This window comes from Burkholderia sp. SRS-25 (assembly GCF_004343765.1).
GTDB classification, from domain to species: Bacteria; Pseudomonadota; Gammaproteobacteria; order Burkholderiales; family Burkholderiaceae; genus Burkholderia; species Burkholderia contaminans.
In genome coordinates, this window is the sequence record NZ_PTXM01000008.1 from 58,674 (window position 1) to 71,151 (window position 12,478).

Annotated in this window: 11 protein-coding genes; 8 read left to right on the forward strand and 3 right to left on the reverse strand. The window is 66.5% G+C overall.

The window, feature by feature from the left end; translation table 11 throughout:
• The gene (locus C5O79_RS12170) at positions 1-2,517 is read right to left on the reverse strand and encodes a penicillin-binding protein 1A (RefSeq protein ID WP_046545941.1); all 2,517 of its coding nucleotides are present in this window, start codon (positions 2,515-2,517) and stop codon (positions 1-3) included.
• A gap of 443 nt (positions 2,518-2,960) precedes the next feature.
• Between C5O79_RS12170 and C5O79_RS12175 the strand changes: the two genes are divergently transcribed.
• The 4 genes from C5O79_RS12175 to C5O79_RS12190 all read left to right on the forward strand — a co-directional run bounded on the left by C5O79_RS12175 (position 2,961) and on the right by C5O79_RS12190 (position 6,331).
• Positions 2,961-3,641 carry a PspA/IM30 family protein gene (locus C5O79_RS12175; protein ID WP_039342846.1) on the forward strand — a complete coding sequence of 227 codons (681 nt, stop codon included), beginning with the start codon at positions 2,961-2,963 and terminating at the stop codon, positions 3,639-3,641.
• Positions 3,642-3,729: 88 nt separating this feature from the next.
• Entirely contained in the window at positions 3,730-4,896 is a 1,167-nt protein-coding gene (locus C5O79_RS12180; protein WP_122474117.1) for a tetratricopeptide repeat protein, read from the forward strand.
• 223 nt (positions 4,897-5,119) lie between these two features.
• Positions 5,120-5,551 (forward strand): large conductance mechanosensitive channel protein MscL, encoded by a 432-nt coding sequence (gene mscL, locus C5O79_RS12185; RefSeq protein ID WP_006487991.1) that lies wholly within the window; start codon positions 5,120-5,122, stop codon positions 5,549-5,551.
• A gap of 333 nt (positions 5,552-5,884) precedes the next feature.
• Entirely contained in the window at positions 5,885-6,331 is a 447-nt protein-coding gene (locus C5O79_RS12190; RefSeq protein ID WP_027784713.1) for a hypothetical protein, read from the forward strand.
• Between the two features lie 66 nt (positions 6,332-6,397).
• Here the strand turns inward: C5O79_RS12190 and C5O79_RS12195 are convergent, their stop codons facing one another.
• Positions 6,398-7,291 carry an NAD(P)-dependent oxidoreductase gene (locus C5O79_RS12195; RefSeq protein ID WP_122474118.1) on the reverse strand — a complete coding sequence of 298 codons (894 nt, stop codon included), beginning with the start codon at positions 7,289-7,291 and terminating at the stop codon, positions 6,398-6,400.
• A gap of 135 nt (positions 7,292-7,426) precedes the next feature.
• On the opposite strand from C5O79_RS12195, the gene C5O79_RS12200 reads away from it, so the two are divergent.
• Together C5O79_RS12200 and C5O79_RS12205 are read left to right on the forward strand one after the other, a co-directional pair.
• Positions 7,427-7,636 (forward strand): dodecin, encoded by a 210-nt coding sequence (locus C5O79_RS12200; RefSeq protein ID WP_039342833.1) that lies wholly within the window; start codon positions 7,427-7,429, stop codon positions 7,634-7,636.
• A 220-nt stretch (positions 7,637-7,856) separates the two neighbouring features.
• Positions 7,857-8,786 (forward strand): LysR substrate-binding domain-containing protein, encoded by a 930-nt coding sequence (locus C5O79_RS12205; protein ID WP_011885102.1) that lies wholly within the window; start codon positions 7,857-7,859, stop codon positions 8,784-8,786.
• Positions 8,787-8,906: 120 nt separating this feature from the next.
• On the opposite strand, the gene C5O79_RS12210 is transcribed toward C5O79_RS12205, so the two are convergent.
• Positions 8,907-10,319 carry an 8-oxoguanine deaminase gene (locus tag C5O79_RS12210; RefSeq protein ID WP_046545944.1) on the reverse strand — a complete coding sequence of 471 codons (1,413 nt, stop codon included), beginning with the start codon at positions 10,317-10,319 and terminating at the stop codon, positions 8,907-8,909.
• Positions 10,320-10,829: 510 nt separating this feature from the next.
• On the opposite strand from C5O79_RS12210, the gene uraH reads away from it, so the two are divergent.
• Together uraH and C5O79_RS12225 are read left to right on the forward strand one after the other, a co-directional pair.
• Entirely contained in the window at positions 10,830-11,183 is a 354-nt protein-coding gene (gene uraH, locus C5O79_RS12220) for a hydroxyisourate hydrolase (protein WP_046545945.1), read from the forward strand.
• Positions 11,184-11,235: 52 nt separating this feature from the next.
• Entirely contained in the window at positions 11,236-12,429 is a 1,194-nt protein-coding gene (locus tag C5O79_RS12225) for a urate hydroxylase PuuD (RefSeq protein WP_039342830.1), read from the forward strand.
• The last annotated feature ends 49 nt before the right edge of the window (positions 12,430-12,478 follow it).

Sequence of the window (12,478 nt, forward strand, 5' to 3'; positions counted from 1 at the left end):
TTACTTGTTCTCGAACATGTCCATGATCTGCTGCTTCTCCTGCGGCGTGACGGGCGGCGGCGCAAGCCCCGCCGCACCGGCCGAGCCGAGTGCGTCGTTCGCGCTGATCGCGTTCTCGGCCGGGTTGATGTCGACGTTCGCGACGAAGCCGTTGCCCGGCGTGCGATCGGCGTAGTACAGCTCGCCGTCGATCGAGGTCAGGCCGTCCGGCATCGGCATCTGCTGCTCGGGTACGCCGTTCAGCGCGGTGCGCATGTAGTTCACCCAGATCGGCAATGCGAGCTGCGCGCCGAATTCGCGGCTGCCGAGGCTCTTCGGCTGGTCGAAACCCATCCACGCGACCGCGACGAGCGACTGCTGGTAGCCGGCGAACCAGCCGTCCTTCGCGTCGTTCGTCGTACCCGTCTTGCCCTGCAGGTCGCTGCGGCCCAGTACGTTGGTGCCCGCGCCCGTGCCGGCCGTCGCGACCGAATGCAGCAGGCTGTTCATCACGTACGCGTTGCGGCCTTCGATCGTGCGCGGCGCCGTGCTGCCCGCCAGCACCGGCTGCGATTTCTGCAACGGCTGGCCGCGTGCATCGTCGACTTCGGCGATCAGGTACGGATCGACCTTGTAGCCGCCGTTCGCGAACACCGCATAGCCGGTTGCAAGCTGCAGCGGCGTCACGAGGCCCGCGCCGAGCGCCATCGGCAGGTACGGCGGCGTCTTCGCGGGATCGAAGCCGAAGCGCTGCGTCACGTACTGCTGCGCATACTGCGTACCGATCGACGCGAGGATCCGGATCGACACGAGGTTCTTCGAACGCTGCAGGCCGGTACGCATCGTCATCGGGCCGTCCGGCTGGTCGTCGTCCTTCGGCTCCCATGCGGTGCCGCCCGGGACGCTCGGCGGGAAGTACAGCGGCGCATCGTTGATCATCGTCGCCGGCCCCATGCCCTTGTCGAGCGACGCCGAGTAGATGAACGGCTTGAACGACGAGCCGGGCTGCCGCCACGCCTGCGTCACGTGGTTGAACTTGCTCTTGTTGAAGTCGAAGCCGCCGACGAGCGAACGGATCGCGCCGTCCTGCGGCGCGATCGCGACGAGCGCGCCTTCGACCTGCGGCAGCTGCACGACCTGCCAGCCAGTCTTGCCGTCCTTCAGCACGCGCACGACCGAGCCCGGCTTGATGCGCAGCGTGTCGTTCGCGCGGGGGCTGAGCGCGCCCGCCACGAAGCGCAGCCCGGCCGGGCCGATCGTCGTGGTCGCGCCGCCGACGAACTGCACCTCGACCGCGTTCGGCGATGCCGACAGCACGACCGCCGACTGCAGATCGCCGTTGTCCGGGTGATCGGCGAGCGCGTCGTCGATCGCCTCGTCGCGGTCGTCGCCGGCCGCGGGCAGCTTGATCGACGCTTCTGGCCCGCGATAGCCGTGGCGGCGCTCGTAGTCGAGAATGCCGCGGCGCACGGCCTGGTACGCGGCTTCCTGGTCGGACGAGTTGATCGTCGTCGTGACGGTCAACCCGCGCGTATAGGTTTCGTCCTTGTACTGCTGATACATCATCTGCCGCACCATCTCGGCGACGTACTCGCCGTGCACCGCGTACTGGTTGCCCGGCGTGCGCACGTGGATCTCTTCCTTCACGGCCGCGTCGTACTGCGGCTGCGTGATGTAGCCGACCTCGAGCATGCGCTTCAGGATGTACTCCTGGCGCACCTTCGCGCGCTTCGGATTGACGACCGGGTTATACGCGGACGGCGCCTTCGGCAGCCCCGCGAGCATCGCGGCTTCAGCCAGCGTGATGTCCTTGAGGTCCTTGCCGAAATACACGCGCGCGGCGGCCGCGAAGCCGTACGAGCGCTGGCCGAGATAGATCTGGTTCATGTACAGCTCGAGAATCTGGTCCTTCGTCAGGGCCTTCTCGATCTTGTACGCGAGCAGCATTTCGTAAATCTTGCGCGTGTAGGTCTTCTCGCTCGACAGGAAGAAGTTGCGCGCGACCTGCATCGTGATCGTGCTCGCGCCCTGGCGCGCGCCGCCGTGCATCAGGTCGGCGACACCGGCGCGCAGGATGCCGACGAAGTCGACGCCGCCGTGTTCGTAGAAGCGGTAGTCCTCGATCGCGAGCACCGCCTTCTTCATCACGTCGGGAATGTCCTGGAATCGCACGAGGCTGCGGCGCTCCTCGCCGAACTCGCCGATCAGCACATGATCGGCCGTGAACACGCGCAGCGGCACCTTCGGCTGGTAGTTGGTCAGCGCATCGAGCGACGGCAGTTGCGGTGCCATCACGACCAGCGCGTAGCCGACGATCAGTGCGCCGACGATCGCCAGCGTCGCGATGAGGCCGGCGAACCACAGCATGACGCGCGAGCCGAACGAGCGACCGCGCCCTCCGCCGCCGCTGCGCTGGGTGCGGCGGTCGTCGTCGCGATCGTCGTCATCGGGGTAATAGGCTCCGGACGGCGAACGGCGCAGCGTGTAGTGGGGTTCGTTCCTGTCGGAAGAAGAAGGCGGTCGTTTGATAATTGGCATGTCGGAATGGCGGGCGGTCGTGGCACCCTCGGACGCATGCGGAAATGCAGGCGAATGAATCAGAGCGGATACAGCGTGATGCGGCTGTCACGTCGACAGACCCCGCCGCGCGGCGATCCGTTCCCGCGACGTGACAGCGCATTTTAATGAAATCGACCGGATGCCTTCGCGATTTTTTGTAAAAATTCCCGCAATGCCGTGATTTGAGGAACGTATTGTCGGCATCCTCTGCCTATCATGGACACGCAATATCGCGCGCACGGCGGATTTTCTTTCAATCGCGAAAGGTTCGACGTCCTGATGCGCAAGCCGCTTGAACTCGCGCGTTTAAGCCGTATTTAAGTGAACCGGTGGTGTAATATCCGCCGGCTCATGCGGGTCGGAACCGGCTCGCCACGGGCACAGCCGCTCTCACGCGGCGCCTTTCAACCACGGAGGATTTCATGTCGCTTTTCGACTCTGTTTCGCGCACGATCAAAGGCCTGCTGAACGATGCGGCCGATTCGGTACAGGATCCGTCGCGCGACGCACGGCAGATCGTGCGGGAGCTCGACGACAGCATCGGCCGTGCCGAGAATTCGCTGATCGAGATCGAGGCACAGGTCGCGACCCAGCGCAGCAAACGCGATGCGGCCGACGACAAGGTGAAGAAGTACGAGGAAGGCGCGAAGCGCGCGCTGCAGGCCGGCGATGAAGCACTTGCCCGCGAGGCGCTCGGCGCGCAGTCGAACGCGGAAGCCGAGCGTGACGCGCTCGCAGCCGAATTGACGACGCTCGAGCCGTCGGTCGACAAGCTGAAGGGGCAGATCGCCGACATGCGTCAGCGCCGCAACGACCTGAATGCCCGCTCGAACATCCTGCAGGCCAAGCAGGAAATCGCGCAGGCGAAGGACGTCGCGGCCAGCGCGCTGGGCGGCATCGGCGGCAAGAACCTGTCCGAGGACTTCCAGAAGCTCGAGGACAAGGTCGCGCTGCAGAACGCACGCTCGGACGCGCGCCTGAATTCGGCCGACACGTCGAGCGGCAAGGCGCTCGACGACAAGCTCGCCGCGCTGAACAAGGGCCCGTCGGTCGAGGATCGCCTCGCCGCGCTGAAGAAGCAGCTCGATACGCCCGCGCAGTAACGATATCTGCGGGCCACCGCGCCGCCGCCCGCCCCGGGCGCGGCGCGAACCGATCGTCAGGAGACGGGCGCCTGCGCCCGGTTCGACCATGAAGAAATCTCTCGCCGCACTCGGCCTCTCGCTGATGTTGCTGTCGTCCGCCGCGTTTGCGGTCCCGTCGCTGCAGCAGGTCGAGCAGTCGATCGCGCAACGCAACTGGCAGCAAGCCGACACGCAGCTGTCGCAAGTCATCGACGCCCATCCTAACAACGCGCATGCGCGCTACCTGTACGCACAGGTGCTGGACCGCGAAGGCCGCGCGTCCGACGCACTCGCGCAGTTGCAGCGCGCGAAATCGCTCGATCCGCAACTCAAGTTCACCGATGCTTCGCGGTTCGCGCAGACCGAGTCGCGTATCCGCGCCGACGCGGCACGCGCGAGCGGCAACGTGCCCTCCGCCACGCAGGCCGGCACGCTGCAATCGTCGCTCGCGCCCGCCGTCGCGCCGGCCGAAAAACATGGCCCGTCGACCGGCATGTGGATCGGCTTCGGGCTGATCGCCGCGGTGATCGCGCTGGTGTTGCGCTGGACGCTGCGGCGCGCGCGCACGGCCGACGACAGCCGCGCCGACGACGAACGCCGCACGCAGCTCAAGCGCGCCACCGACGTGTTGAACGACATCCGCCCGCTGAAACTCGACGCGAAGCTGTCGACGGCGCCCGGCGCCGCGGCACTCACGGGCGAACTCGAAGCGATCGAGACCGATGCGCGCACGCTCGTCGAATCGCTGTCGAACGGCAAGAATCCGGTGCCGCCGTATCGCGTCGACGAACTCGAACAGCGTCATGCGAGCGTGAAGGCACGCGTCGAAGGCCGTCCCGACCCGGCCGCGCAACCCGCGGCGCCGGCGAGCGGCAGCGGCTCCGTGTATGCGCAGGAAGCCGATCGCATGACGGGCGCGCAAGGCCAGCCGTATCCGCAGCAGCCCTACCCGCAACAGCAACCGCCGGTGGTGATCCAGCAAGGCGGCGGCGGTTTCGGCGGCGGCATGGGCGGGTTGCTGACCGGTGTGTTGCTCGGCGAGGCGATGTCGGGTGGCCGCGAGCGCGTGGTCGAACGCGACGTCATCGTCGATGGCGAGCGCCGCCGGCAGGAGAACGACCCGGGCTTCGACCTTGGCCGTGGCGACAGTTCGAACTGGAGCGACGGCAACGGCGGCGGCGGCGGCATGGATCTCGGCAGCAACGACGACGGCTGGACCGACGACAACACCTGACACCACGCAGCGCGTCGACGCACCCGCGACGCGCTGCCACGCTCCCCTGCATGGCCGGCCGCGCCGACGCGCGCATTTGTCAATCATTTCAAGATGGACTACCGGCAATGGGGAGCGTTCGCTATCATGCGGCCATCGGCGTGCCACCGACCCTCATTCGACGCTCTGCATCCCTGCGCGTCGCGGCACGCCTCCCCTCGCCCCAAACAGGAGAAAGCCGCTCATGAGCATCATCAAGGAATTCAAGGAGTTCGCCGTCAAGGGCAACGTCATGGATCTCGCCGTCGGCGTGATCATCGGCGGCGCGTTCTCGAAGATCGTCGACTCGGTCGTGAAAGACCTCATCATGCCGGTCATCGGCGTGCTGACCGGCGGCCTGGATTTCTCGAACAAGTTCGTTCTGCTCGGCACCATTCCCCCGACGTTCAAGGGTAATCCCGATTCGTTCAAGGACCTGCAGGCCGCGGGTGTCGCCGCGTTCGGCTACGGCTCGTTCATCACGGTGGCAATCAATTTCGTCATCCTCGCGTTCATCATTTTCCTGATGGTGAAATTCATCAACAAGCTGCGCAAGCCGGAAGAAGCCGCGCCGGCCGCGACGCCGGAAGACACGGTGCTGCTGCGCGAGATCCGCGATTCGCTGAAGCAGCGCTGATCGCCACGCGCCCCGCCAGCCAGGCCCGCCCCGTGCGGGCCTTTTTATTGCGTGCGCGATGCACCGCCGCATGCGGCCTATCTCACTTTTTTGTGACGGGCGAATGCACGCGCGGGGAAAGCAGGTCTATGATGGAGACTAAACGACAGTACGGGCGCCAAGACGCTGGCTGTGTCGATCATGGCGAGCAGGTCGACGGGAGACATTGATCGTCGTACTGCACGAAGGCAGCATTTTCGTGTGCTATAAAGGATCGACATGCGGCGTACATAGCCGGGAGTGGGTCGCATGAAAGTGCCGCATTTCTTGCAATTGTTTTTGAGGCGAGTGTTTATGTCCTTCCCGAAAAAACGTCGGCGTGCCCAGCAGGATGGCCAGGAGTCATTCCTCGCGGTATTGCGCCACTCGAAACCGTTTGCCCAGCTCGACACCAAGATTGCCCGCGCCCGTGCGCAGGACGAGCCCGTCCTGTACGCACATGTGCTGCCCGGTCTCGACGTGCTCCTGTGCAGCGTGCGCGGCGCCCAGCCGCCTTATCCCGCCATCGCCGAACTGCGCAAGCGCTGCATCGAATCGATCGCCAACGCGCTCGAGCAGCCGCTGGACGGCCTCGAGAACGGCGGATACTGGTATGAAGCAAACGGCTTCGGCTTCCTCGTGTTCGCCAGCCGTGCGCGTGCGCGCATCCTGCCCGAGTTTGGTGCAGGCACGAAAGCGAGCCTGCGCGGCGGGCTCGGCCGCCAGAACGCCGGCGACACGACACCACGCTCCCTCGGCTGATCCGCCAGTCATTCGATGGGCCGCCTCCGCGCGGCCCATCTGCCATTCACACGCCCCGCTTGTCCGTCACGACACCTGCCGGCGGCCGTTGCCCGGCCGTACGATGTCGATGAACGCGGCGAAATCGGCACCGGCGAGCCCCTGCGCGGCGCCGAGCCTCAGCACCTGCTGCACGGTGGCCGACACGGGCATCACCGCGCCCGTGTCGCGCGCGGCATCGGCGATCGTGTCGACATCCTTCTGGAACGTACTCAGCGCGCCGATCGGGGGATGACCGCCCGACGTCATGCGCGGCACGAACGTCTGCAGCAGCACCGAATCGGCCCAGCCGCCGGCCAGTGCCTCGGCCAGCCGTGCCGCGTCGATGCCGCTTGCCTGCGCCAGGCCGACCGCCTCGGCGATCGCGGTGACCGTCGCGGTCACGATCGCCTGGTTGCACAGCTTCGCCGTCTGGCCCGCGCCCGCGTCGCCCATGTGCGTGATGCGCGACGCGTACGTATCGATCAGCGCTCGCACCGCGTCGAGATCGGCCGCGCGGCCGCCGGCCATCACCGCGAGCGTGCCGGCCTGCGCGCCGGGCACGCCGCCCGATACGGGCGCATCGACCCAGCCGATTCCGAGCGCGGCCGCGCGCGCCGCGTAATCACGCGTGGCGGCGGGCGGAATGCTCGAATGATCGACGATGCGCTGCAGGCGGCGCGCGCCCGCATCACCGGAAAGCAGCCCGTGCTCGCCGAACACGACATCGCCCACCGCGCGCCCGTCGAGCACGCACACGAATACCGTCTCGACGCGCTCGGCCAGTTCGCGCGGCGTGCCGACCACCTGCGCGCCGTCCTTCACGAGCGCCTCGGCCTTCTCGCGCGAGCGATTCCACACACTGACCCGATGCCCGGCCGCCAGCAAATGCCGAATCATCGGCGCGCCCATCAATCCCGGTCCGCAAAATCCGACTTCCACGATGTTCCTCGTCTCCGATATGGGTTGCACTTGCTGCCCATCATACCTATCACTCAAGAAGCCGGACATGCACGGCACTGCTTCGGGACCGCGCCTTGCACCGGCAATACAGACCGATATCCCAGGGAGCGCATCATGAGCGACCACGTGTACAAGATGATCGAACTGACCGGTTCGTCGCAGAAATCGAGTGACGACGCCATCCGCAACGCGATCTCGAAAGCCGGCAAGACGCTACATAACCTGCACTGGTTCCAGGTGACCGAAACGCGCGGCCACATCGAAGGCGACCAGGTCGTGCACTGGCAGGTCACGCTGAAGGTCGGCATGCGCATCGACGACTGACGCCCCCGTCGCCTCACCCGCCGCGTCGCGATCCGGATCCGTGCAATACGGACCCGCGCGGCGCAGCGCGCCCCGCATTTCACCTCGTTCGCCCCCCTGGTCGAGCCCCACCGGCGGCTAGCCCCGGGTATCCATCTCTTGACGCTGATTTTCGTTCATATTAAAAACGATATACCCACCCCAACCCTCGATCAGCCCAGCCATATAAACCGGAGATAACATGAGTCAGCAACGCGAGGCGATCGACACGTACCTCTTGCGCGTCTTGCACACCTTGTTGATGGAGCGCAGCGTCACGCGCGCGGCCGTCAAACTGAACCAGTCGCAACCGGCGATCAGCGCCGCGCTGCGGCGCCTGCGCGACATCACCGGCGATCCGCTGCTGGTGCGCGGCAAATCCGGCATGGTGCCGACCGAATACGGGCTGCGCCTGCTCGAGCCCGTGCAGAACGCGTTGCGTGAAATCGAGCGCATCAAGTTCCAGCAGCACAGCTTCGACCCGGCCACGTCGATCCGCTGCTACCGGATCGGCTGCCCCGACTACCTGAACGTGCTGTTCGTGCCGACCGTGGTCGAGCGCTTCCGCCAGGCCGCGCCGAACGCGACGCTCGAATTCCATTCGCTCGGCCCCGCGTTCGACTATGAGCTCGCGCTGGAAGACGGCAAGCTCGACATCGTCGTCGGCAACTGGCCCGAACCGCCCGAGCAGCTGCACCTGTCGAACCTGTTCGTCGACGAAATCGTCTGCCTGATGAGCAACACGCACCCGTTCGCGAAGCGTGGCGGGCTTACGCTCGACCAGTACCTGAACGCGCCGCATCTCGCGCCGACGCCCTACTCGGTCGGCCAGCGCGGCGCGATCGACGTGCATCTCGCGCGCGAACGGCTCAAGCGCCACGTGGTCGTCACGCTGCCGTACTTCAACCTCGCGCCTTACGTGCTCGTGAAGTCGGACCTGATCTTCACGACCACGCGGCTGTTCGCCGATCACTACGCGAAGTTCCTGCCGCTCTCGGTCGTACCGGCGCCGCTCGACTTCCCGCCGATGCAGTACTACCAGCTGTGGCACGAGCGCTGCCACTACTCCGACGAAGTACGCTGGCTGCGCAGCCTCGTCGCCGAAGCCACCCGCACGCTGATCGAGGCATAAGCGGCGCACCGAGCACGCCGGTCACGCCGGTCACGCCGTTGCGCGTGGCCGCGGCGGGCGGTGGCCGCAACGGCCGCGCACCCGATCCGCAACGTGCTGCGCGACCTCCCCGCCGGCGCGTCAGCGCGACGATTCCACGAGGGCGTGCGCGAGCGCGTTGTGCCGCTCGATCACGGGCGGCAGGTCGAGCGTCGCGAGCCGCCCTTCCCGCACCACCACCTTCCCGTTCACCACCGTGTACGCCGTCTGCGACGGCGCGCAGAACACGAGCGCCGCGACCGGATCATGCAGCGCGCCCGCGAACAGCGGCTGGCGCAGGTCGAATGCGGCGAAGTCCGCGGCCATGCCGGGCTTCAGCGCACCGATGTCGTCGCGGTTCAGCACCTTCGCGCCGCCGAGCGTCGCGATCTCGAGCGCCTCGCGCGCGGTCATCGCATCGGGCCCGAAACCGACCCGTTGCAGCAGCAGCGCCTGCCGCACTTCCGCGACCATCTGCGCGCCGTCGTTCGATGCGGAGCCATCGACGCCGAGGCCGACCGGCACGCCCGCGAGACGCATCTTCTTCACCGGCGCGATGCCGGACGCGAGCCGCATGTTCGAGCACGGACAGTGCGCGACGCCCGTACCCGTGCGCGCGAACAGGCCGATGCCCGCATCGTCGAGCTGCACGCAGTGCGCATGCCACACGTCGTGGCCGACCCAGCCCAGATCCTCCGCATATTCGGCGGGCGTCATCCCGAACTTCTCGCGGCTGTACGCGATGTCGTTGACGTTCTCCGCGAGGTGCGTGTGCAGCGACACGCCGTATTCGCGCGCGAGCACGGCCGCGTCGCGCATCAGGTCGCGGCTCACCGAGAACGGCGAGCACGGCGCAACCACCACGCGCAGCATCGCGTAACGCCCTTCGTCGTGATAGGTCTCGATCAGGCGCTGCGTGTCGCGCAGGATGTCGGGCTCGCGCTCGACGACGGAATCGGGCGGCAACCCGCCGTCGCGCTGGCCGACGCTCATCGCGCCGCGGCTCGCGTGAAAGCGCATGCCGATCCGCTGTGCGGCGCCGATGCTGTCGTCGAGGCGGCTGCCGTTCGGGTAGATGTACAGATGATCGCTCGACGTCGTGCAGCCCGACTGCAGCAGCTCGGCCATCGCGGTGAGCGTCGACACCTCGATCATCTCGGGCGTCAGGTGCGCCCAGATCTTGTAGAGGTTCGTGAGCCAGCCGAACAGCTCGGCGTTCTGTGCGGCCGGCACCGCCCGCGTCAGACTCTGGTACATGTGGTGGTGCGTGTTCACGAGCCCAGGGATCACGAGGTGGCCGCGCAGGTCGAGCACTTCGTCGGCCGTGTCGGGCAGCTCGGCGGTCGGGCCGACCGCGACGATCCGGTTGTCTTCGATGTAGAGCCCCGCGTCGCGCAGCTCGCGCCGCGTGTCGTCCATGGTCACGAGCACGTCGGCGTGCTTGACCAGCAGGGTTTTCGGGCGGGATGAGGAGGTGTTCGGCGCGCGTGCGCCAGCGTGCTGCTCGAGGTTCATGCGTTCTCCGCGTCGGTCTGCCCCCAGGGGTGGATCCTGGGGACGGTCACACAGCCGTTCGAACGCTGAATCGCGGCACGCTCCGGTGCCCGCGTCCGTTCGAACGCCCTGGCCCGGTTACCCGGCGTGCTCGCCGTCTTCGGGGTACGCGCGGGCCACAGGCCGACGCGCACGGCGGGAGGATCGCCCAAGCGCGCGCCGCACACAATGCGCGATCCGGAATACCGCGCTTCACGGTTTCGATATGGTACGCCGCGCAACGCCCCGCCGGAGGCCCGAAACGCCCGCCGGAAGCCGTATCCGGCGAGCCGTCGACAGCCGCTCATGCGCGGCGCATTATCTTTGATATCGCGCCCGTATTTGCGCAGGGAACCTTTTTACAATGCCTGCACGGCGCTCGCTTCAATCTCGCCGACGGGTATGTAGCCACGTGACGTGGAGCCTCGATCCGCCGCACAGTCATGGATCGAGTCGCCGCCGAACCTCGCATTCACACAAGGACAATTGCGAATGGGAAAGCTCACTACCCACGTACTCGATACGGCGCACGGCCGTCCCGGCGCTGCAATCAAGGTGGACCTCTACGCGCTCGACGGCGAATCGCGCCGCGCGATCAAGACCGTGCTGACCAATAGCGACGGCCGCTGCGACGAACCCCTGCTCGAAGGCCCCGCGCTCGCCGCCGGCGAATACGAACTCGTGTTCCATGCCGGCGACTACTTCGCGTCGCTAGGCGTGAAGGTGCCCGAACCCCGTTTCGTCGATCGCGTCGTGCTCCGCTTCGGCATCGCCGACACCGGCTCGCACTACCACGTGCCGCTGCTCGTGTCGCCGTGGTCGTACAGCACCTATCGCGGCAGCTGACATTCGAATCGGCGCCCGCATCAAACAAACGATTTGAGTCTGGAGGAGTTTCATGGAAGGCTTCATCACCGACTGGCTGAACCTCGCGCTGCGATGGCTGCACGTCATCGTCGCCATTGCGTGGATCGGCGAGTCGTTCTATTTCGTCGCGCTCGACAACAGCCTGAAACCGCCGACCGACCCGAACCAGCGCAAGCGCGGTGTGTTCGGCGAACTGTGGCACGTCCACGGTGGCGGCTTCTACAACATGCAGAAGTACACGGTCGCGCCGCCGGAAATGCCCGATGACCTGCACTGGTCGAAGTGGCCGTCGTACACGACCTGGCTGTCGGGCTTCTCGCTGTTCTTCGTGCTGTACCTGCTCGCGCCGAACACCTACCTGATCGACAAGAGCGTGCTCGACATGGGCCCGGTGGTCGCCGTCGCGTCCGCACTCGGCTTCCTCGCGGCCGGCTGGATCGTCTATGACTCGCTGTGCCGCATCCTCGGCACCAACGACCGCGTGCTCGGCATCTGCGTCGGCATCTACGTGGTCGCCGCCGCGTACCTCGCGTGCCACATCTTCGCGGGTCGTGCCGCCTACCTGATCGTCGGCGCAATGCTCGCGACGATCATGTCGGCGAACGTGTTCTTCGTGATCATCCCCGGCCAGCGCAAGATGGTCGACAAGATGCTCAAGGGCGAGGAGCCGAACCCGATCTACGGCAAGCGCGGCAAGCAACGCTCGGTGCACAACACGTACTTCACGCTGCCGGTCGTGTTCGCGATGCTGTCGAACCACTACGCGATGACCTACACGAACAAGTTCAACTGGGTCGTGCTCGTGCTGATCATGCTGGCCGGCGCGCTGATCCGCCAGTTCTTCGTGATGCGTCACCGCGGCAAGCAGCTGTGGTACCTGCCGATCGGCGGCGTCGCGCTGCTGGCAGGCGCACTGGTCTGGACGACGCCGAAGCCGGTCGCGCCGGAAGCGCAGGCCGCGAACGCGCCGAAGGTCGTGATCAACGACATCATGCCGATCCTGCAGCAGCGCTGCGTCGAGTGCCACTCGGCGAAGCCGACGCTGATGGGCAGCGCGCCCGCAGGCGTGATGTTCGACACGCCGGACGAAGTGTCGAAGAATGCGCAGCGTATCTACGAACAGGCCGTGCGCCTGAAGGCAATGCCGATCGGCAACGTCACGCACATGACCGACGACGAGCGCACGAAGCTCGCCGCCTGGTTCGAGGGTGGCGCGAACAAGTAAGCCGCCGTGCGCCGGGGGCGTGCTCCGGCGCAGTCCTCTCCGTTCGCGG